Source organism: Metabacillus idriensis (assembly GCF_050483325.1).
Taxonomy (GTDB): Bacteria; Bacillota; Bacilli; order Bacillales; family Bacillaceae; genus Bacillus_P; species Bacillus_P idriensis_A.
This window is the reverse complement of sequence record NZ_JBCMYF010000033.1, coordinates 80,479-101,806: the sequence shown is the minus strand read 5'-3', so window position 1 is coordinate 101,806 and position 21,328 is coordinate 80,479. Positions and strand designations below refer to the sequence as shown.

The window sequence follows — 21,328 nt, the reverse complement described above, 5'->3', positions numbered from 1 at the left end:
TTTACTCCCTCCTTTTTAAATATAAAACATATAAGATTCCTGCTCGCCATCTGAGTAGTTTGCTAAATCTTCAAGAGTTGTATTATCAAGCACATCTTTTACCGCATCGCGTATGCGGATCCACAGGTGACGCTTAGCAGGCTCTTCGTCTTCAAGCACTTCCACGGGGCTGATCGGCCCTTCAAGAACTCTGATAATATCCCCTGCTGTAATGGCATCTGGTTCATTTCCGAGAACGTATCCTCCGTATGCTCCGCGGATGCTTTTGACTAAACCGGCATTGCGGAGCGGTGCGATCAATTGCTCTAAGTAGTGTTCAGATAAATCATGCGTCTGGGCGATGCTTTTTAATGAGGTCGGCCCTTCCCCGTGTTTCTTTGCAAGCTCTATCATAATGGTAAGACCATAGCGGCCTTTAGTTGAAATTTTCATATATACACCCCTATAATTCTAGCTAACTTGATGAACATCTGCTTCTTTTCTTATTGTTTTTTCCAGCAGGGCATTGGTTGTTTTCTGGCATTGCGGAAGGGTAAACCCGATGACATAGCCAATGGACAGAGTGCAGACGATTGTTCCGATGAAAACCGGTCCGCCCAAAATCCAGCCGAAAAAAAGAACAATGACTTCAATCCCTCCGCGAATCCTTGATACCTTTATGCCGGTCTTTTCAACCAAAGCAAGCATTAATGTGTCTCGAGGTCCTGCACCGCAGCCTGCAGATATATACAAGCCGATTCCATAACCCATCACAATAATACCAAGCAAAAGCATCAGTGCTTTCCCGGCATACCCTGACGGTGTCTGCATAAACGGCATTGATAAGTATAAATCTATAAACAGACCTACCGTCAGCATATTAACAAAGGCACCTGCCTGAGGCACCTTTCTTGTAAAAATGGAAGACAATAGAAGAATGGCTCCTCCTACAATAATTGCCCAAGATCCAATCGTTAAACCAAACTGGTAATATAATCCTATATGAAGCACATCCCATGGTGATGTGCCAAGTTCAGCTTTTATCGTAAGGACGATGCCAAAAGACATAATGAGCAGGCCCAAGAAATAAATGCCCCATCTCATACTGAGCTCCTGATTCTTTTTACTTCGCAAAGCATTCATCGATCTTCACTTCGCCTCTCATCTTTTGAAAATCTGAAACCATTTATTTTTTGCTGTTAAAATTTGTTTTTTTCTTCAATGAACCTATGCCATTATAGCATATTATCCTTCGGCAGAGCATTCAAATTAACTCGCAGGGTTCCTATTAAAGATAAAAATCAATTCATATGACTAAGAGGAAAAGTCATGATAAGCTAAGTAAAATAAGATCAGTGCTTCGTCTTGGGAGTGATAACATGAAACCTCTGGCATTTCGAATGAGACCAGAAAACATTGATGAAATCATCGGGCAGGAACATTTAGTCGGCAAAGGAAAAATGATTGAGCGGATGGTAAAAGCAAAACACTTGAGCTCGATGATTTTGTACGGCCCTCCCGGAATAGGAAAAACATCCATTGCAACAGCGATTGCAGGAAGCACAAATACCGCTTTCCGTAAGCTGAATGCAGTTGTGAATAATAAAAAAGACATGGAAATCGTCGCAGAAGAAGCGAAAATGTCCGGTAAGGTCATTTTAATTCTTGATGAGGTCCACCGTCTGGATAAAGCGAAACAGGATTTTCTCCTTCCTTACCTGGAGGATGGAAAAATCATTTTAATTGGAGCTACGACAAGCAATCCCTATCATGCCATCAATCCGGCCATCAGAAGCAGATGCCAGATTTTCGAATTAAAGCCTTTAGAAGCTGCTGATATAATAACAGCTCTAGAACGGGCTTTAAAGGATGAAAAGAAAGGGCTTGGCAGCTATCGTGCCGTTATTTCCGAGGAAGCCCTGATGCACTTTGCCTCTAGCTGTGCAGGTGACGTCCGGTCTGCTCTTAATGCTCTGGAACTTGCTGTCATCTCTTCAGATCCAGATGAAAATGGCGAAATTCACCTAACACTTGAAACAGCAGAAGAGTGTCTTCAAAAAAAGAGCTTTGTCCACGATAAAGATGGAGATGCCCACTACGATGTCCTTTCTGCATTTCAAAAATCAATTCGAGGATCCGACGTAAATGCTGCCCTGCATTACCTCGGAAGATTGATTGAAGCTGGAGATCTGATCAGCATTAACCGCAGGCTGCTGGTCATAGCATATGAAGACATTGGACTTGCAAGCCCTCAGGCTGGTGCGAGAACATTGGCAGCCATTGAAGCAACAGAAAGACTTGGATTGCCTGAAGCTCGAATCCCGCTTGCAAATGCAGTCATAGAGCTTTGTCTCTCTCCAAAATCCAACAGCGCCTACAGTGCACTCGATGCTGCCATTGCAGATATCCGGGCCGGGAAAAGCGGTGAAATCCCGCCTCACCTGAAGGATGCCCATTACAAGGGAGCAGAAAAGCTTGGCAGAGGCATCAACTATCAATATCCCCATGACTTCGAAAATGGCTGGGTAAAGCAGCAATATCTGCCGGATTCACTAAAAAAGAAAAAGTATTATGTCCCTAAACAAACAGGAAAATTCGAACTTTCCCTTTCACAGATCTATGAAAAGCTGATGAAACAGCAATAAAGAAATGCGGAATCACCCGGTTAGCGCAGACAGATAAGGATACGTAAGAAGACAATAAGAAAAGCGGCATGATTTCAGATCATGCCGCTTTTTTTATCATTTAGTCGTTTACACGTGCAATCTTAATATCTTTTAAAAGCTCCATAATAACATGTCCGCCCATGATCAAACCTGCTACAGACGGAACCCATGCATTTGAAGATGGCGGCATTTTCGCTTTGCGGATCGGCGCGGCATCATTTCCTACCTTCAGACGTACATCCTCGCGAATGACAATCGGGCTTTCATCAGAGAAAACAACCTGAATGCCTTTTCGGATTCCTTCTTTGCGAAGACGGGTTCTGACCACTTTTGCAATTGGATCTGTATGGGTCTTTGAAATATCGGCAATTTGAAATCTTGTCGGATCCGTTTTATTTGCCGCACCCATGCTTGAAATAATCGGAATGCCTCTATTTAAACATTCTTTCATTAAGTGAATTTTATAGGAAATCGTATCAGAAGCATCAATGACATATTCAAGTCCATAGCTGAAAAACTCTTCATATGTTTCTTCTGTGTAAAACATCTTCAGTGCTATGACATCGCACTCTGGATTAATTTCTTTAATGCGGTCTCTCATCAAATCAGCTTTTGGCTGACCGACAGTTGAGACGAGCGCATGAATTTGGCGGTTTACATTTGTAATATCAACATCATCTTTATCAACAAGCAATATCCGTCCTACTCCTGAACGTGCAAGCGCTTCTGCAGAGAAAGACCCTACGCCGCCAATTCCAAGGACTGCAACTGTGCTGTTTATTAAAATTTCAATTCCTTCTTTGCCTATTGCAAGTTCGTTACGGGAAAATTGATTCAGCAAAACTCTCAACTCCAATTATTTAATCCATGACTGTATTTTTCCTGAAAATGAATATATCATACTTTCAGTTAAAAACAAGAGCTATTTCTGCACATTTATAACGATGCATTATATTTGCGTTTATCTGTCTTTCATGTAGCCCGTCAAACAAAATCGTACACAACAATACAAAAATCATTTATCAGCAAAATAAAAACCTGCATAAGCAGAAAGCTTATGCAGGCTGAATTCTCGTTCGTTAAGAAGTCCCAATTGTGCCGTCGCTGCTATCTTGGTTTTGAACCCGCTCACAGCAGGTGGGTGTCCTGTTTCATGTATGATAAGTCCTCTGATCGAATGATGAGGCATTTACAAAACACTGAAAACGTGAACTCCCGGATCAAGTAATGTTGGATCAAAACTAAGTGTACGACGTACACATCAGGACTTCTTTTTATCTTGTAAAAAGATTACCACAACAAGGTGCGGTTTTCAAGTCATTCATTCTGGGCATTATTCACCCTTTTTCAGTTTTAAAGCGAGGTTAAGATCTGTTAATTGCTCTGTGCTTACTTCACTTGGAGCATGTGTCAGAAGGTCGCTTGCACTTGCCGTTTTAGGGAATGCAATGGTATCGCGCAAGTTCGTTCTGCCGGCTAAAAGCATAACCACACGGTCAAGTCCAAGGGCAATTCCGCCATGAGGAGGGGTGCCATATTCGAATGCTTCTAAAAGGAAGCCAAATTGTTCAACTGCTTCTTCTTCAGAGAAACCAAGGAGTTTAAACATTTTTTGCTGGATGTCTTTTTCGAATATACGGATTGATCCCCCGCCGAGCTCATATCCATTTAAAACAAGGTCATAAGCCTGAGCTTTCATGCCTGCAGGATTCGTCTCGAACAGCTCAAGATCTTCGCGTGCCGGCATTGTAAATGGATGATGCGCGGCAAAATATCGTCCCGCTTCTTCGTCATATTCAACTAAAGGCCAGTCAACTACCCAAAGGAAATTGAATTTGCTTTCGTCGATTAATCCCAGCTCTTTACCCAGTTTAAGACGCAATGCACCAAGTGCATCTGCCACGACTTGCTTTTTGTCTGCAACAAAAAGCAATAAGTCTCCTGTCTCTGCTTCAGTCACTGTTTTCAAGCTTTCTTGTTCTTCAGCAGGGAAGAATTTTGAAATAGGGCCTTTCAGCTCCTGCTCCTCCACTTTGAGCCATGCAAGGCCTTTTGCCCCATATTGAGAAACGAACTCTGTTAAGGCGTCAATATCTTTTCTTGAATAAGAAGCTGCTGCCCCTTTAACATTAATCACTTTTACTTCTCCGCCGTTTTGCACAGCACCGCTGAACACTTTAAATCCGCTGTCTTTTACAAGTTCAGAAACATTGACAAGCTCTAGTCCGAAACGTGTATCAGGCTTATCAGATCCATAGCGGCCCATTGCTTCATCAAACGTCATGCGAGGAAGCGGAAGGGTTAAATCAATGCCTTTTGTTTCCTTCATGATACGCGTCATCATTTCTTCCATCAAGGACATAATTTCATCCTGACTCATAAATGACATTTCAATATCCACTTGTGTGAACTCAGGCTGGCGGTCAGCACGGAGATCTTCATCTCTAAAGCAGCGTGCGATCTGGTAGTAACGGTCAAATCCAGATACCATCAGCAGCTGTTTGAAAATTTGCGGTGATTGAGGAAGAGCATAGAATTCGCCTTCATGCACACGGCTCGGCACTAAATAATCACGTGCTCCCTCTGGAGTGCTTTTCGTTAAAATAGGTGTTTCTACATCTAAAAATCCTTTTTCATCAAGGAAATTCCGGATGGATTTGGAAACATTGTGGCGCATTTTGAATGTTTCAAGCAAAGCTGGTCTTCTTAAGTCCAGGTAACGGTACTTTAAGCGGACATCTTCTGATACTTCTTCTGATTTATCTTCAATCAGGAAAGGCGGATTTTTTGCCGCATTGATGATTGTGACTTGTTCAACCTTTACTTCAATTTTACCAGTCGAAAGATTAGGGTTTACTGTTCCTTCTGTGCGTCCGACAACTGTGCCTTCAATATCCAGTACATATTCACTGCGGATTTTTTCTGCGACTTTCAGAGCATCTTCTGAAACTTCAGGATTGATCACGATTTGAACAATTCCAGTTCTGTCTCTTAAATCGATAAAAATGAGCCCGCCCAGGTCGCGGCGTTTTTGCACCCATCCTTTTAATACTACTTTTTCTCCGATTGCTGCTTCTGTTACTTCACCGCAATAATATGTTCGTCCAAACATGTTTGTCTCTCTCCTTTTGGCTATGCTTTTATATAGGCTGTTAGCTCATCTATTGATACTTCGACTTGTGTGCCTGATTCCATGTTTTTAACGGAAATGATGTTCCGTTCAAGCTCATCTTCGCCCAATACAGCAACAAATTTAGCTTTATAGCGATCGGCTGCTTTAAATTGAGCTTTCATTTTTTTATCCTCATAATCTTTTTCTGCAGTCAATCCCGCTTTTCTGAGTTCATATACAAGAGATACAGAACGGTCTTTCGCTTTATCCCCAAGTGCCACAACGAAACAATCAATCGACTGTACGATTGGAAGCTCTACTTTTTCTGCATCAAGAGCAGCAAGAAATCTTTCAATACTGAGTGCAAATCCGATTCCCGGTGTTTCAGGACCTCCGAAATCTTTCACAAGCCCATTGTATCTTCCGCCTCCGCAAAGAGTTGTGATCGCGCCGAATCCTTCTGCGTCGCTCATGATTTCAAATGCTGTGTGGTTGTAGTAATCCAGTCCGCGCACCAAATTAGGGTCAACTGTAAACTCAATATTTAAATCCCTTAAATATTGCTGGACTTTATTGAAGTAAGCTTTTGATTCTTCATTTAAATAATCCATTATTGAAGGGGCCGATGCCATAAGCTCATGATTACGGTCTACTTTGCAGTCAAGGATCCGAAGCGGGTTTTGCTGCAGCCGCTTCTGGCAATCTGAGCAAAACTCGCCGATTCTTGGTTCAAAATGAGCAATTAAAGCTTCCCGGTGAGCTTTTCTGCTGTCAGCATCTCCAAGACTATTGATAATCAGCTTCAACTTTTTCAATCCAACGGTACGGTAAAGCTCCATTGCAAGAGAAATGACTTCTGCATCCATTGCAGGGCTGTTGCTTCCAAGCGCCTCAACCCCAAACTGAACGAATTGACGGAAGCGTCCTGTCTGCGGCCGTTCATAGCGGAACATTGGTCCTATATAGTAAAGTTTTGTAGGCTGAGACGGCTGTGCGTATAATTTCTTTTCAACAAATGCACGGACCGTTGATGCCGTTCCTTCCGGGCGAAGGGTCATGCTTCTTCCTTTTCGGTCCTGGAAGGTATACATTTCCTTTTGGACAATATCCGTTGACTCGCCTACACCTCTTTGAAATATCTCTGTGTGTTCAAATATTGGCGTCCGGATTTCTTTATATTGATAGTATCTGCAAATTTCACGCGCTGTGTTTTCGATATATTGCCAGCGTTCAACATCTCCAGGAAGGATATCCTGAGTGCCTCTCGGAATTTGAAATGACATGTTTTACTCCTCCAATTTCATAAACCTTCAAAAATTTTGAAAACAAAAAACTCCCGCCCCTACATAAAAATGTAGGGACGAGAGTTAGATCCCGTGGTGCCACCCTAGTTGAAGCAATAAATGCTCCCACTCAAGACAGTTAACGCCTGTCACGTCCGCCTCCTATTAAATGCACGCAGCATCGTTCAGAGGGAAACCTAAGGAGTGTTCTCTTCATCAAGTCATCATGCGAAAAGCTTTCAGCCACGGCTTTTCCTCTCTTATCATGTGTCATCTTGACTACTCTTCTCCATCAATGGTTCAAAATTATGTAGTTCTTGCTAAGATTTATATACTATCATACGAATGTTTCAGGCTTTGTGTCAAGAGCGATTTAATTGTTTTTTTAATTTCTTCACTTCTCTCAAACTTAAACCATACTCGCTTGCAAGCTCATACAAATTAGAATTCTGTTCTTTTTCAGCAAATTCATGAAAATTAACTCCAAATACATCATTATTGTTATAATGAGTTGTCTCGCCTTTGTCACTGTGCCTCATACTCATTGCTCCTTTTTAACTGTCTATCCTTTAGCATTTCCTTTTTCCCGAAAAATATATCAAATGTCACAAGGGATAGCCGATATAAAAAGCGAAAGTATTATAAGTTAACTATGAAAAAGGAGGATCGATCATTGTTTCGAAAACTACTCGTTTCCATTATTAGCATCCTGCTTATCATGTCTCAGCTTCAAATGATGCCCAAATCTGCATCAGCTGAAACAAAAAAAGCAGTCATTGCTGTTGATGGATTAAACATCAGAAGCGGCCCTGGACTAAGCTATTCAGTCATCGCCAGTGTGAAAAAAGGGGCTGTGTACTCCATCACAGACCAGAAAAATGATTGGTATCAAATCCAATTATCAGGCAATAACAAGGGCTGGGTAGCCTCATGGCTGGTCACTCTTCAGCAATCCGGCCAAGCACCGAAAGCAAGCTCAGGCAGTTCTTCTGATACGGTCAAATCTAATGCCGAAGATTTAAGAATTCGCAGCGGCCCCGGCACAAGCTTTCAGGTAACAGGCACATTTGACAAGGGAAAAACGGCAGCATTTGTTCAGCAAAATTCAAATTGGGTCGAGATCTCCTACAATGGGAAAAGAGGCTGGGTTTCCAGTCAATTTGTTTCCATGCAAAAAAAGGAACAAGCTAAAGCACCTGATCCATCAGGCTCCAGAAGCGGAAAGGTCATTGCGACTTCACTGAACGTGCGCAACAAGCCTTCAACATCAGCCGCCACTATCGGCAGCTTGAAAAAAAATGCTTCTGTTGCAATTACTAAGACACAGGATAAATGGCACGAAATTCAATTTAACGGTCAAAAAGGCTGGGTACATAGTGATTTCATTTCTGCAGATTCCGTGCAGGCGCCTGTAAGCGGCGGCAAAAAAGGAAAAGTAACAGCGAGCTCCCTGAATGTCCGCAGCAGCGGCAGCTTAAATGGCTCTGTAATTGGTTCCATTACAAAAAATGCAGAGGTCGACATTCTTGAAACAAAGAACAGCTGGCATCATATTAAATACTCAGGAAATAAAAAAGGCTGGGTTTCCAGTTCCTATATTTCCCTTTCTGGCGGACAGGGAAATACGGAAAAAGGCAACACACCAAGCCAATCTAAAGTCAGCATTTTGCAGGATGGGACAAATATTCGAAAAGGCCCATCTACGAATCAAAGCATTTTAAGACGCGCTAATGCAGGAGAACAATTTTCTGTTATCAGCAAAGAAGGCGATTGGTTTAAGATCCAACTCTCAGGCAATACTGCAGGTTATGTAGCAGGATGGGTAGTATCACAATCAGGTGAAGGCAGTTCTGTCTCAAGACCGGGCGGAGATGTTACCTCTTACTTGAAAAATAAAACCATTGTTCTTGATCCCGGACATGGCGGACGTGACGGAGGAGCAATCGGCACTAGAGGCTCACTTGAGAAGAATCTCACGATGTCTACTGCCAAGCTCGTTTATGATAAGCTGAAAGCTTCTGGTGCGGACGTGCATTTAACACGCAGCAGTGACAGCTATATAAGCTTAAGCTCACGTGTAAGCACAGCTCATTACAGAAATGCAGACGCTTTTATAAGTCTCCATTTTGACAGCATCAATAATAGAAGCGTTAATGGAATGACGTCTTATTACTACAGTGAGTCTAAAGATAAGCCACTGGCATCACCTGTTCATTCGGAATTAATGAAACAAACGAAGTTAAAAGACCGCGGAACAAAATTTGGGGATTATCATGTAATCCGCGAAAATAACCAGCCTGCTGTTCTCCTCGAACTTGGCTATGTCAGCAACAGCACCGAGGAGCTTACCGTACGCTCAAATGCCTATCAGGAAAGAGTGGCACAAGGGATCTATTACGGACTGGCGCAGTATTTTAAATAAGCAAAAAAACACTCAGGCTCTCGCTTGAGTGTTTTTTTGCTTGTGTGCTGGTTCAAAGGATTTCATCTTTTTACATTTCATAAAACAGAAAACCGCCGGGCACTCGAGTGCCCGGCGGTTTTCTTAATTCGCCTGTGATTCCAGAATCAATGTAACAGGACCGGCATTTGTAAATGAAACATCCATCATGGCGCCAAACTCCCCTGTTTGAACGGCAATGCCTTTTTCACGAAGCTTTGAATTGAAGTAATCATATAAAGGCTCTGCTTGATCAGGTTTCGCAGCTGCCATGAAATTCGGTCTTCTTCCTTTTTTGCAGTCACCGTAAAGAGTGAACTGAGAAATGGATAAGACTTGTCCCCCCACATCAATCAGGGAAAGATTCATTTTTTGTTCCGCGTCTTCAAAAACTCTCAGATTGGCAATTTTATCTGCAAGGTAGTCAGCATCCCGTTCAGTGTCCTCATGAGTGACACCTACTAAAAGCATAAATCCTTCAGAAATTTTGCCGGCTGTTTCGTTATTTACTTTTACTTCTGCATCTTTAGCGCGCTGGACAACAATTCTCAAAACAGAAAAACCCTTTCTAATTCATAATTCTTCTTACGGAATAAATATCAGAAATCTGCTTAATTCTCTCCACAACTTTGTGAAGATGGCTTATGTTTGAAATGGCAATCGCCATGTTGATTGTAGCTACTTTGTTGCGGTCAGATTTGCCTGCAACTGACGAAATGTTGGTCTTTGTTTCATTGACAGCCTGAAGGACCTCATTTAAAAGTCCTCTTCTGTCATAGCCGAGTATTTCGATTTCAACGTTGTACTCTTTGCGGCCATCAAGCTGTGTTTCCCATTCAACCGGGATCAGACGGGCCTGTGCTTCTTCTGTATGCACATTTGGACAGTCATCACGGTGAACAGATACACCGCGTCCTTTTGTAATAAACCCGACGATTTCATCGCCTGGTACAGGGTTGCAGCATTTTGATAAACGGATCAGCAAGTTGTCAATTCCCTTTACACGGACCCCGCTGTCACGCTTTTTAGATGAATATGGACGCACTTCAGAAATGACTTCTGAAATATCTTTCTCTTGTTCCATATCGCGTTTTTTGCGCCATTTTTCAGTCAGGCGATTCGCAACCTGTGCAGCCGTGATGCCGTTATATCCTACAGCAGCATACATATCTTCATCATTTGAGAAATTGAATTTTTCAGCAACACGCTTTAAATTATCACTCGTTAATACTTCTTTTAATTCAAATTCGAGATTTTTAATTTCTTTCTCGACCATTTCTTTGCCCTTGTCTACATTTTCCTCGCGGCGCTGCTTTTTGAAGAATTGGCGGATTTTATTTTTCGCCTGAGACGTTTGGGCAAGCTTTAGCCAATCCTGACTAGGACCGTAAGAATGCTTTGATGTCATGATTTCGATGATATCGCCGGTTTTTAATTTATAATCAAGGGTAACGATTTTGCCGTTTACTTTTGCACCGATTGTCTTGTTGCCGATCTCAGAATGGATGCGGTAGGCAAAGTCAATCGGAACAGAGCCTGAAGGCATTTCAATCACATCGCCTTTAGGCGTGAAAATAAACACCATATCAGAAAATAAATCGATTTTTAATGACTCCATAAATTCTTCTGCATTCGTTGTATCATTTTGGAACTCAAGAATTTCGCGGAACCATGTTAATTTTTGTTCAAGTGTTGACTGCTCTTCTGTCTCTTTTCCTTCTTTGTAAGCCCAGTGCGCAGCGATCCCGTATTCTGCAATCGTGTGCATATCATTCGTTCGGATCTGAACTTCAAGAGGATCCCCTTTAGGACCAATCACTGTAGTATGAAGGGATTGATACATATTGGGCTTCGGCATGGCAATATAATCTTTGAATCTGCCCGGCATCGGTTTCCAGCAAGTGTGGATTATGCCCAGGACCGCATAACAATCCTTAATGCTGTTCACAACAATCCGAACAGCAAGTAAGTCGTATATTTCATTGAATTGCTTATTTTGAAGGGCCATCTTTCGGTAGATGCTGTATATATGCTTTGGACGGCCTGAAAAATCAGCTTTAATATTTACTTCATGTACCCGGTTTTTCACTTCTCCAATGACTTCTTCTAAATAAAGCTCGCGTTCTGCACGCTTTTTCTTCATCAAATTCACGATGCGGTAATACTGCTGCGGATTCAAATAGCGCAGAGCTGTGTCCTCAAGCTCCCACTTTATCTTTGAAATCCCCAGCCGGTGTGCAAGCGGCGCGAAAATTTCAAGTGTTTCATTAGAGATTCTCCGCTGTTTTTCTTGCGGCAAGTGCTTAAGAGTGCGCATATTGTGAAGACGGTCAGCAAGTTTAATTAAGATCACACGAATGTCCTGTGCCATTGCGACAAACATTTTACGATGATTTTCAGCCTGTTGTTCTTCGTGAGATTTATATTTAATTTTTCCGAGCTTTGTAACCCCGTCCACTAGCATGGCGACTTCATCATTAAATGTTTGTTTCAAGTCATCAAGTGTCACGTCCGTATCTTCTACGACGTCATGTAAAAATCCACCCGCGATTGTCGACGGATCCATGTCCAAATCAACTAAAATCCCTGCGACCTGTATAGGATGAATTATATATGGTTCACCCGATTTACGGTATTGTTCACGATGCGCTTCTTCTGCAAAATCATAGGCTTTCTGAATGAAAAGCAAGTCTTCATCCGTTAAATATCGTTTTGCCTTCTCTATGACCTGCTCAGCAGTCAGTACTTGTTCATTAGCCATGGAATCACCTTTACAATGAAAACTTTATTGTACCTATTATCATGAAAAACACAGAAGAAGTAAAGAGAAATACTGACTTTTCTGTGGCAAAATAATGGCTGGTACCTGCCTTAATATAGAAAAAGCACCCATTCCCGAGTGCTTTTCCCTATGTGATTAAAATTTCATCAGAGTCAAAATATCGTAATCATCCAATTTGCTGCGTCCGTCAAGGTAGCTTAATTCAATTAAGAAAGCAATGCCGGCAACGACTCCGCCAAGCTCTTCTACCAATTTTATGGATGCTTCAATCGTTCCGCCTGTAGCAAGCAGATCATCTGTGATTAACACGCGCTGACCCGGTTTGATGGCATCTTTATGCATTGTCAGCACATCTTTGCCATACTCAAGTCCATACTCTACGCGTACAACCTCGCGAGGAAGCTTGCCTTCTTTGCGGACTGGCGCAAAGCCTACTCCAAGTGAATAAGCTACAGGGCAGCCGATGATAAATCCGCGGGCTTCCGGTCCTACAATTATATCAACGTTTTGCTTGCGCGCATATTCAACGATTTGATCTGTTGCATAGCGGTAAGCTTCACCGTTGTCCATTAGTGTAGTAATATCTTTAAATTGAATACCAGGCTTCGGATAATCCGGAACCACTGTTACATATTTCTTTAAATCCATATTAAGTTTGTCCTCCTCATGCATTGACAAGCGTTGACGATATTTTCATTCTTTCATCAAACCATGTTTTTAAATCCTGGTATGACGAATATAATAGCGTATTTTCAAGCTCTAATTGCTGCAGCTTAGAAGCATACGCAGTAGATTCGGCTAGATCTCTTTTTGGCGGATGATGATTGACAGAAATAATGCCATTCTCTATTGTAGCAAATTCCAGGTCAAAAAACACCTGTGACATGAAATCTATTGTTTCTTTTGACCAGCCTTTATGCCTGGCAAGCGCTTCTGCATGTTTTTTTAAGTCAAATGACCCTTTTTGTTTCAAAAATCCATAATACCATTTAAAATGTTCCCTTGTCGGGATTGTGGCAAAAAAATGTTCCATATGCTGATGGAAAATAGCATAGATCCGGTCAGGACGGGCCTGTTCAAAAAGAGCATTCAGATGGTCTATTGAAGATGGCGTATCAATGAACGTGACATATTTATTCTTTAAATCCAAACCTTCTGCTGCTTGGCCATTTTCCCAAAAAAGAAGATTAAGGTCCAGACCTTCAAGCAAAGTGAGTGTTTCCTTTTGGAAAACAATATGGACATTTTTTTTGTCATTCATTTTTTCAACCGCTTTGTGAAGATTGCGGGTGCCTCTGGCATCAAACAGCTGCCATTCATTTACAGCCAGATCCTGAATCATAAATTGCGGTTTACGGAAGTTATTCCATTCATTAATGGATAATTCACCAACCATTGACACTTTTGCAAGAGGTGCCATATGATCGTGCAGATGCCCGAATCCAAATCCGATACAATCTAGCTGCTGATGATTTTGTTCAACCGCAAGCTTCAAATGTGTTTGATCTGAACCTATTTTCCTCATTGATCCAAGTTGAACAGAGTCAAGCAGGAAGAGAGGCTTTGGATTGCTCATTCCAAATGGAGCAAGCAGTCCGATTTCTTCGATGGAGTCCGTAGTAATTTCGGTTAAAGCACATTCCGCATCAATTTTTTTAAGGGGAATGAAGTCGTCTTCAGTCAGCTTATCAGCTGCAAGAGCATTCAATCGCTGCCTTAATTGATCAACATCTTCTATGTTAAGAGTCATTCCAGCAGCCATTGGATGTCCTCCAAAATGCGGCAGAATCTCCCGGCACTCTGACAAATTAGCAAATAAATCAAAACCGGCTATGCTTCTTGCAGATCCCTTAGCCATTCCCTTGCCGTGATCAATATTTAAGATAATTGTAGGCCGGTAATATTTCTCCACCATTCTCGAAGCTACTATTCCGACAACCCCGGGGTTCCAATCTTCTTTTGCTAGAACAAGCACCCGATTTTCCTCAATCGGATACAAAGATTCTACTTGTGCAATCGCTTCTTCGGTAATTTGCGAGACGATTTTCTGTCTTTCTTTATTGAGCAGGTCAATGTCTTTTGCAAGACTTTGAGCCTCATCAGCGTCTTCTGTCATAAGGAGATGAACAGCCGGATCAGCAGATTCGAGCCTCCCTACGGCATTTATCCGCGGCCCGATCGCAAATCCGATCGTCTCTTCATTTACATCTTTTCCTTCAGCTCCTGCCACTTTAAGCAGCGCTTTTAATCCTTTTCGTTCTGTTCGTTTTAGTTGCTGAATTCCTAGACGTGCAATCAGCCGATTTTCTCCATGAAGCGGAACAAGATCGGCGATGGTTCCGATTGCAGCAATTTCCAGCAAATGCTCAGGAGCTTGCCCGAGCAATGCATGGGCAAGCTTAAAAGCTACACCAACACCCGCTAACTCTTTAAATGGATAGGGGCAGTCAGGCTGCTTTGGATGGATAATCGCGTAAGCATCAGGAAGAACCGGTCCCGGTTCATGATGATCGGTTATGATCAGATCAACGCCAAGCTCTTTTGCAAGAGCCGCTTCATTCACGGCGGAGATCCCTGTATCCACTGTAATAATTAAAGAGAAGCCTTCATTATGAGCATGTCGGAAAGCCATCTCATTTGGACCGTAGCCTTCAGTAAATCGATTAGGTATATAAAAATCAGCAGCAGCTCCGAGTGAGTTCAGCGTTTCAAGCAGAACAGTCGTAGAACTCACTCCATCTGCATCATAATCTCCAAAAATCAAAATCTTTTCTTGATTTGCAATGGCATCATTTATACGCTTAACCGTTTTGTCCATTCCAAGAAGCAGGAATGGATCAATAAAACCATGCTTTTCGATATTCAGGAATTGGTCCGCCTGTTCAGCAGTCTCAATTCCGCGATTTAGCAGCAGGGAAGCAACCAGAGGCGTAACATTCATCGCATTTATCAATTCATCAGCTTTATCCGGATGGGGTTTGGAAATATCCCATCTAGTCTTCGCTTTCAGCAAAAAAATCACCCCTTAACCACACTATTATACTAGAGTAGGTAAGGGGTGACAAACTGGAAATTATAATTCCTCTGATGTTTGGCCTATTTGCTTGGCGCCATGTGCACTGCTGTTCGTTTCATGAACACGCGGATCTTTTTTCAGCGATTCGTTTTCATTCAATAATTCTGTCTTTTCTTTTTCAAGGACTTTCACTTTGCGCTGAAGAGCGTAAATTCTTGTTAATCCTGCAGAAGCAATCATTAAGCCTCCAAGCAGAACAGAACCTAGAATAATCAGAATCAGCGGCCATTTGGCTTCGCCGAATAAATAATCCACTTCAACCGGATCCACATTTATGACAGCAAAAATTGCAACAATAAGTGCAAAAAGGATCGCAAATATAAAGCTCCATTGTCTCTTCATTTTCTTTCCCCCTTTTGAAAAATCTCTTTTCATTTACCCTTTTTTGGCATTCATTAAAACAAATGAATATGTTCTTATCCTAACCAGTCAGGGTCAAAATTAAAGAACCGCGATTTCTCGCGGTTCTTTGTTAAACGACTGGTTCGTCATTTTCCTGAACTTTTTTCATCGTGCTTTTCTTCTTAATCTCTTTCCATTTCCAGATCATCCAAAGCTGCGAGGCGATGAATAAGGAGGAATATGTTCCTGAAACTAACCCAACCAATAGGGCAATTGAGAAGTTCAGAATCGACTCACTGCCGAAAATCAGCAAAGCAATTACAGCGATAACAACTGTTAAAACAGTGTTTAAAGAACGAGTGAACGTCTGCTGAAGACTGCGGTTTACGATAGTTTTTAAATCATCGTATGTTTTCACTTTTGTCTTTTTATATAGCTCTCGTATCCGGTCAAAGGTGACGATCGTATCATTAATCGAGTATCCTACTATCGTCAATATGGCTGCAATAAAAGTGATATCCACTTCAAGCCTTGTGATGCTGAAGAACGCAATGATAAAGAATGCGTCATGTAAAAGCGCGATAATTGATGCAAGTGCCATTTTAAATTCAAAGCGGATGGAAACATAAATGATAATTCCGATAGATGCAATTAAAATTCCGTACATTGCATTTCGGGCAAGTTCCTTCCCGACTGTCGGCGAAACTGTGCTTACGCTCGGTTCTTTTCCATATGCTTTGTTAAAATGATCCTTCACTTCGGCAATTTCATTTTTGTCAAGGACGCCGATAAGTCTCGCAACGGCAATTTGATTATTATTGCCTGAGAGAACGATGTCTTTTGTTTCAAGATCAAGTTCAGCAAATTCCTTTTCCACTTCTTCTGCTGTTAATGATTGATCTGAGCCCACCTCAATACGTGTGCCGCTGGCAAAATCAATGCCAAGGTTCAGCCTCATCACAAGCAAAAGAACAATTCCGGCTACAAGGAGCAGGCCAGATAGAGCAAAAAACTTTTTCCGATGCTTAATAAAATCCACGTTATCAAAGCTTGTAGGTGCGTCTACATCTTCAGTGGACTTGCTCAAATCAATAATATCTTTCTTCTTCACGCCGAAATATCCCTGTTTCTTATCCAGCCATCTGCTCTCTACAAGGAGCCACAGCAGGATTCTTGATAAAAAGACAGATGTTAAAAAGCTCAAAAGAATACTTAATATAAGCATTGTTGCAAAGCCTTTAACAGAGCTTGTTCCAAAGAAGAACAGTACCCCTCCTGCAAGCATCGTTGTAATATTTGCATCAAAGATGGTTGCAAAAGAGCGTCTGCTGCCAGCTCTGAAAGCAGATCGGACTGATTTTCCAAGCTTGATTTCTTCTTTGATCCGCTCGTAAGTAATAATGTTGGCATCAACCGCCATCCCTACTCCTAAAATTAAGGCAGCGATACCTGGCAAAGTTAATACCCCATTCATCCAATCGAATATCTGAAGAATAAGATAAATATACGTACTTAAAGTAACAACAGCGATGATACCTGGCAATCTGTAGAAAAACAGCATAAAGGCAAAGATGATTCCAATGCCGACAATACCCGCAAGAACCGTTTTCTGCAGTGCTTCTTCACCAAACTGCGCTCCTACGGAAGTAGAATACGTTTCATCGAGTTTAACAGGAAGAGATCCTGCATTTAGAAGATTCGCCAGATCCTTAGCTTCTTCAACTGTGAACTGTCCAGTAATGGTTACATCAGTTGTGTTGAAAACTTCGCCTACATTCGGATTTGATAAGAATTTAGGAGATTCTTTTACAACTTCTTTTTTATACGAATCGCCTTCTTCAAAATCAAGCCAGATGACAAGCTGATTTTCAGGCTGCATAGCTACGATCTTTTCTGTTACGCTTTTAAACTTGGCAGCATCCTTCAGTTTAACTGCCACAATTGGTTCTTGTGTATCGGGATCAAACGTCTGCTTGGACGCGCCCTCCACAAGATCCGAACCATTCATCATGACTTTATCGTTTACATCACGGAATGTCAGTTCTGCCTGTGTTGAAAGAATTTCTCTTGCCTGGTTTTGATCCTTTACACCGGCAAGCTGCACTCTGATTCTGTTTTCGCCTTCAATCTGGATGTTCGGCTCACTGACTCCAAGCACGTTCGCTCTCTTTTGCAGAGCATTCACTGTACTGACAAGGGCATTGCGGTCAATTTTGTCGCCTTCATTAGCAGGCTCTACATCATAAAGAATTTCAAATCCGCCCTGAAGATCCAGACCAAGCAAAATATTATCTGCGGCTTTGTTACCAAAAGCGCCAATCAAACTGCCTACGCAAAGGACGAGTAAGAAAAAAGCAAGTATGCGTCCTTTTTTTATCATGTTGTTTCCTCCTTAAAGAAAAACCATTCAATATGTATTATCCTTCACTTATACCAAGCTTTTTGCCTTCTTCGCTTTCAAACCAGCTGCCCGCCTTATAGGATTCAATCGTAGCAAATGTCATGAATTCGTTTGGCTTGATGGCCATGATATCAGCAACCATTTCATACACCATCAGCTCATTCTTTTTCTTCCATTTTTTATTTCTTAGGAAATTCCAAAGCTCTTCTACTGTCACCTCGCCGTAATCAAGAATTTTAAATTCCTCTGCTTTGCTGACTAGCGCCGGCTTTACGTGATGGCGGTATTTTTCGATTTCAACTTTTTCCATCATGACACGCTCCTTCACCTGATCATTTGCGGGATAATTTATTTTGAATAAGCCTTAAGCTTGAACATACTTGTCATGCTTGGCCAATCATAGCGCATATAGTAATTGTATATGATTACAAGCTATTTGAGAAGGAAGGAAAGCCATGTCAAAGCAAACATTTCTGCAGGGAACGTTAATCTTGATTGCGGCCGGTCTCATTACAAGGGTTCTGGGCTTTATAAACCGGATAGTTGTGGCTCGTTTTATCGGGGAGGAAGGCGTTGGGCTATATATGATGGCGATGCCTACACTGGTTCTGATTATTACGATTACCCAGTTTGGTTTGCCTGTAGCAATATCAAAATTAGTTGCGGAAGCTGAAGCTGAGGGAAATCAGCGGAAAATCAAAAAAATCCTGATTGTGTCGCTTGCCATTACAGGATCACTTAGTCTTTTATTTACTCCGGCGATCGTTCTTCTCGCTCCCTATTTATCAAATTCTTTACTGACTGACCCAAGAACACTGTATCCTCTCCTTGCGATAACACCGGTTGTTCCAATTATCGCCATTTCATCTGTTTTAAGAGGATATTTTCAAGGAAAGCAGAACATGCGTCCTGCAGCAATCTCACAGGTACTTGAGCAAATCGTCCGAATCTCATTAATCGCGGTTTTCACAAAAACATTCCTGCCATATGGAATTGAGTACGCAGCAGCAGGAGCCATGGCATCTGCTGTCATCGGAGAACTGATTTCTCTCCTCTATTTATTCTCAATGTTTAAAATGAAAAAGAAATTTAAAATCCGCAGGAAGTTCTTTAAATCTCTGCACGACGGAAAAGATACCTTCCAAAACTTAATGAGCATAGCGCTTCCGACAACCGGAAGCCGCATGATCGGTTCCATTGCCTGGTTTTTTGAGCCGATTGTTGTGGCCCAAAGCTTGGCTATAGCAGGATTTACAGCAGCGATGGCAACCAAACAGTACGGCGAATTAACAGGGTATGCCCTTCCGCTTCTAATGCTTCCGTCCTTCATTACATATTCCTTATCTACTGCACTAGTCCCGGCAATCAGCGAAGCTATGGCGCAAAAAAAGCTGCACCTTGTCCAGCACAGGCTTCAGCAGGCATTCAGACTGTCACTTGTGACAGGCGGATTCGCCGTAGTTATTTTATATATTTATGCCACGCCAATGATGACCGTCATGTACGGAAGCAGCCACGCCGCCATTTTTGTTCAGGTTATGGCTCCATTTTTTATCTTTTATTATTTTCAGGGACCTCTTCAAGCCGTTTTGCAGGCTCTAAACTTGGCAAAAGCAGCCATGATTAACAGCTTTGTCGGATCTGCTATTAAAACAGCCCTGATCTTTCTTTTAGCAACGCGGCCATCTCTTGGAATCATGGGGGCCGCACTTGCTATTGTAGCGGGAATTATGCTTGTCACGCTGCTTCATTTAGCAACCGTCATGAAGGTGATCTCTCTCTCAATTCGAATTGGAGAATATGCCAGGTGCTTTTTGACAATGATTCTCTCCGGCATAGCAGGTTTTTATTTCTACAAGCTGCTTTCCCTCGGCATGGGAAAAAAGTTAATTCTTTCGGTTATGTTTACTTTTACAGTTTACTGCATTCTTTTGGTTATCTTCCGCTTAGTTCACAAGGAAGAAATAAAAAGGATACCCTATATAGGAAACACGCTTTCTAAGTTTGCACCACGCTGATGATTATTTTTCATCTCTCAAATCGATGAAAAATGCCCCTTTATTATGTGTGCAAAAGGAGATATTTTTGATATCAAAATAGCCCAGATCCCTAAGCTGCTGCCGGAGCCAGAAGTCTGTTTTGCCAATGCGGTACAGGTTCTCCTCCTGAATTGTACCGTCAATAATTAACGGCAGCTGCAGCTCCTGATGTTCATGGTCATTTTCTGTTTTTATAACAGAAAGCTTACCAGATGGTTCAAGGATGGCAAAATCCACTTCACTTAAATCATTAATATCTTTTTCCCTGAGCTGGGTAAGAAGATCATCAAAATTATACCGCTGGGTTTTCATCGCATGTTCATTGATTTTGCCTCTATCAATGATGATTGTCGGTTTTCCGTCCAGCAGTTTTCTTAGTTTTTGATTTTTAAGCGACAGATAAGCAAGTCCAATTTGAATTCCCAAAAGTAAAAACATTGGAATAATGGTATGTATTAAGGGATCCTCCGTATTTTCAATCGCCATTACCGCCATTTCGGCGATCATCAGAAAGACAACAAGATCAAGGATGCTTAATTCGCCAATTTCCCGTTTTCCCATCAGTCTGAAGATAATAACAATCATAAAATATAAAAAAATCGTCCTTGCTATTATAATTAATGACTCTTCCACTATAGATCCCCCTTTGCTTGCATAGATAGGTTTATTTTGAACGGATAAATCATTTTCATGTAAAGCAAATTGATTCTATTTTGTTTGGATGTGAATAGGATGGTAATAAGACGAGCAAAAACAAGCTGACAGGGATAAGGGGGAGATTGCAATCGAAACGCGAAGATGGAGTAAAGCCATTCTTTACGGATTATCCAGCATTTTGATGGCAGCACTTGCAACAAGTTTACTTTTTTCATTGCTGCTTAAATTCACTGGATTAACGGAAGATTCCATTAAATGGTTTATACTGGGCCTCTCATTTTTAGCTGTTTTCATCGGAGGTTTTATTGCCGGCGGAAAAGGAAAAGAGCGCGGATGGCTTGTAGGGGGCACAACAGCGGTCCTTTATACATTAATCATCTTTTTATTTCAATTTTTAGGATATGGAAAAACATTTACAATGGAGCAGACGATGTATCATGGAGGTTTCCTTGCTATTGCCATGCTCGGCGGAGTAATGGGAGTGAATTTATCGGGTTCTTCGAAATAATTCAGAAAAAGGAAAAAGAAGCGCAAAGACTGCGCTTCTTTTT

The 21,328-nt window shown here is 41.7% G+C and carries 18 protein-coding genes, 1 other RNA gene and 1 other annotated feature; of the genes, 4 read left to right on the top strand and 15 right to left on the bottom strand.

Going from position 1 to position 21,328, the window contains the following annotated elements; translation table 11 throughout:
- Positions 1-15: 15 nt before the first annotated feature.
- Both cymR and ABEQ24_RS19715 read right to left on the bottom strand, forming a co-directional pair.
- Positions 16-432, bottom strand: coding sequence for a cysteine metabolism transcriptional regulator CymR (cymR, locus tag ABEQ24_RS19720; RefSeq protein WP_070879780.1), 417 nt, complete (start codon positions 430-432; stop codon positions 16-18).
- A gap of 18 nt (positions 433-450) precedes the next feature.
- Positions 451-1,083 carry a YczE/YyaS/YitT family protein gene (locus ABEQ24_RS19715; RefSeq protein WP_430008384.1) on the bottom strand — a complete coding sequence of 211 codons (633 nt, stop codon included), beginning with the start codon at positions 1,081-1,083 and terminating at the stop codon, positions 451-453.
- Positions 1,084-1,358: 275 nt separating this feature from the next.
- On the opposite strand from ABEQ24_RS19715, the gene ABEQ24_RS19710 reads away from it, so the two are divergent.
- Positions 1,359-2,624 (top strand): replication-associated recombination protein A, encoded by a 1,266-nt coding sequence (locus ABEQ24_RS19710; protein WP_430008383.1) that lies wholly within the window; start codon positions 1,359-1,361, stop codon positions 2,622-2,624.
- 100 nt (positions 2,625-2,724) lie between these two features.
- Here the strand turns inward: ABEQ24_RS19710 and ABEQ24_RS19705 are convergent, their stop codons facing one another.
- The 5 genes from ABEQ24_RS19705 to ABEQ24_RS19685 form a co-directional block, all read right to left on the bottom strand.
- Positions 2,725-3,486 (bottom strand): tRNA threonylcarbamoyladenosine dehydratase, encoded by a 762-nt coding sequence (locus ABEQ24_RS19705; RefSeq protein ID WP_430008382.1) that lies wholly within the window; start codon positions 3,484-3,486, stop codon positions 2,725-2,727.
- A gap of 241 nt (positions 3,487-3,727) precedes the next feature.
- Positions 3,728-3,916, bottom strand: a non-coding RNA gene (gene ssrS / locus ABEQ24_RS19700) — 6S RNA.
- 62 nt (positions 3,917-3,978) lie between these two features.
- The gene (gene aspS / locus ABEQ24_RS19695; protein ID WP_430008381.1) at positions 3,979-5,757 is read right to left on the bottom strand and encodes an aspartate--tRNA ligase; all 1,779 of its coding nucleotides are present in this window, start codon (positions 5,755-5,757) and stop codon (positions 3,979-3,981) included.
- Positions 5,758-5,777: 20 nt separating this feature from the next.
- Positions 5,778-7,040 carry a histidine--tRNA ligase gene (hisS, locus tag ABEQ24_RS19690; RefSeq protein WP_430008380.1) on the bottom strand — a complete coding sequence of 421 codons (1,263 nt, stop codon included), beginning with the start codon at positions 7,038-7,040 and terminating at the stop codon, positions 5,778-5,780.
- 70 nt (positions 7,041-7,110) lie between these two features.
- Positions 7,111-7,345 (bottom strand) — a binding site (T-box leader).
- A 57-nt stretch (positions 7,346-7,402) separates the two neighbouring features.
- Positions 7,403-7,579 carry a hypothetical protein gene (locus ABEQ24_RS19685; RefSeq protein ID WP_165970847.1) on the bottom strand — a complete coding sequence of 59 codons (177 nt, stop codon included), beginning with the start codon at positions 7,577-7,579 and terminating at the stop codon, positions 7,403-7,405.
- Between the two features lie 134 nt (positions 7,580-7,713).
- On the opposite strand from ABEQ24_RS19685, the gene ABEQ24_RS19680 reads away from it, so the two are divergent.
- Positions 7,714-9,462 carry an SH3 domain-containing protein gene (locus tag ABEQ24_RS19680; RefSeq protein ID WP_430008379.1) on the top strand — a complete coding sequence of 583 codons (1,749 nt, stop codon included), beginning with the start codon at positions 7,714-7,716 and terminating at the stop codon, positions 9,460-9,462.
- A 123-nt stretch (positions 9,463-9,585) separates the two neighbouring features.
- Here ABEQ24_RS19680 and dtd read toward each other — a convergent pair whose 3' ends face one another.
- The 7 genes from dtd to ABEQ24_RS19645 all read right to left on the bottom strand — a co-directional run bounded on the left by dtd (position 9,586) and on the right by ABEQ24_RS19645 (position 18,391).
- Positions 9,586-10,032 (bottom strand): D-aminoacyl-tRNA deacylase, encoded by a 447-nt coding sequence (gene dtd / locus ABEQ24_RS19675; RefSeq protein ID WP_430008378.1) that lies wholly within the window; start codon positions 10,030-10,032, stop codon positions 9,586-9,588.
- A gap of 16 nt (positions 10,033-10,048) precedes the next feature.
- Entirely contained in the window at positions 10,049-12,241 is a 2,193-nt protein-coding gene (locus tag ABEQ24_RS19670; protein ID WP_070879772.1) for a RelA/SpoT family protein, read from the bottom strand.
- 156 nt (positions 12,242-12,397) lie between these two features.
- Positions 12,398-12,910: an adenine phosphoribosyltransferase gene (locus ABEQ24_RS19665; protein WP_223436925.1), complete on the bottom strand. Its 513-nt coding sequence runs from the start codon at positions 12,908-12,910 to the stop codon at positions 12,398-12,400.
- 16 nt (positions 12,911-12,926) lie between these two features.
- Positions 12,927-15,275 (bottom strand): single-stranded-DNA-specific exonuclease RecJ, encoded by a 2,349-nt coding sequence (recJ, locus tag ABEQ24_RS19660; protein WP_430008377.1) that lies wholly within the window; start codon positions 15,273-15,275, stop codon positions 12,927-12,929.
- A gap of 60 nt (positions 15,276-15,335) precedes the next feature.
- Positions 15,336-15,680, bottom strand: coding sequence for a LapA family protein (locus tag ABEQ24_RS19655; RefSeq protein WP_430008376.1), 345 nt, complete (start codon positions 15,678-15,680; stop codon positions 15,336-15,338).
- Positions 15,681-15,810: 130 nt separating this feature from the next.
- Positions 15,811-18,057: a protein translocase subunit SecDF gene (secDF, locus tag ABEQ24_RS19650; protein ID WP_430008450.1), complete on the bottom strand. Its 2,247-nt coding sequence runs from the start codon at positions 18,055-18,057 to the stop codon at positions 15,811-15,813.
- A 40-nt stretch (positions 18,058-18,097) separates the two neighbouring features.
- Positions 18,098-18,391 (bottom strand): post-transcriptional regulator, encoded by a 294-nt coding sequence (locus tag ABEQ24_RS19645; protein ID WP_430008375.1) that lies wholly within the window; start codon positions 18,389-18,391, stop codon positions 18,098-18,100.
- A 145-nt stretch (positions 18,392-18,536) separates the two neighbouring features.
- Here ABEQ24_RS19645 and spoVB point away from each other — a divergent pair, with 145 nt between their 5' ends.
- A complete protein-coding gene (gene spoVB, locus ABEQ24_RS19640; protein ID WP_430008374.1) occupies positions 18,537-20,099 on the top strand; it encodes a stage V sporulation protein B in 1,563 nt (520 codons plus the stop codon).
- 3 nt (positions 20,100-20,102) lie between these two features.
- Here the strand turns inward: spoVB and ABEQ24_RS19635 are convergent, their stop codons facing one another.
- On the bottom strand, positions 20,103-20,753 hold the full coding sequence (locus ABEQ24_RS19635) for a DUF421 domain-containing protein (RefSeq protein WP_430008373.1): 651 nt from the start codon (positions 20,751-20,753) through the stop codon (positions 20,103-20,105).
- Positions 20,754-20,904: 151 nt separating this feature from the next.
- Here ABEQ24_RS19635 and ABEQ24_RS19630 point away from each other — a divergent pair, with 151 nt between their 5' ends.
- Positions 20,905-21,285: a TIGR04086 family membrane protein gene (locus ABEQ24_RS19630; protein WP_430008449.1), complete on the top strand. Its 381-nt coding sequence runs from the start codon at positions 20,905-20,907 to the stop codon at positions 21,283-21,285.
- The last annotated feature ends 43 nt before the right edge of the window (positions 21,286-21,328 follow it).

Coding starts and splice junctions, on each gene's coding strand:
- cymR (WP_070879780.1), bottom strand. CDS start 432: ATGAAAATTTCAACTAAAGGCCGCTATGGTCTTACCATTATGATAGAG.
- ABEQ24_RS19715 (WP_430008384.1), bottom strand. CDS start 1,083: ATGAGATGGGGCATTTATTTCTTGGGCCTGCTCATTATGTCTTTTGGC.
- ABEQ24_RS19710 (WP_430008383.1), top strand. CDS start 1,359: ATGAAACCTCTGGCATTTCGAATGAGACCAGAAAACATTGATGAAATC.
- aspS (WP_430008381.1), bottom strand. CDS start 5,757: ATGTTTGGACGAACATATTATTGCGGTGAAGTAACAGAAGCAGCAATC.
- hisS (WP_430008380.1), bottom strand. CDS start 7,040: ATGTCATTTCAAATTCCGAGAGGCACTCAGGATATCCTTCCTGGAGAT.
- ABEQ24_RS19685 (WP_165970847.1), bottom strand. CDS start 7,579: ATGAGGCACAGTGACAAAGGCGAGACAACTCATTATAACAATAATGAT.
- ABEQ24_RS19670 (WP_070879772.1), bottom strand. CDS start 12,241: ATGGCTAATGAACAAGTACTGACTGCTGAGCAGGTCATAGAGAAGGCA.
- ABEQ24_RS19665 (WP_223436925.1), bottom strand. CDS start 12,910: ATGGATTTAAAGAAATATGTAACAGTGGTTCCGGATTATCCGAAGCCT.
- ABEQ24_RS19655 (WP_430008376.1), bottom strand. CDS start 15,680: ATGAAGAGACAATGGAGCTTTATATTTGCGATCCTTTTTGCACTTATT.
- ABEQ24_RS19645 (WP_430008375.1), bottom strand. CDS start 18,391: ATGGAAAAAGTTGAAATCGAAAAATACCGCCATCACGTAAAGCCGGCG.
- spoVB (WP_430008374.1), top strand. CDS start 18,537: ATGTCAAAGCAAACATTTCTGCAGGGAACGTTAATCTTGATTGCGGCC.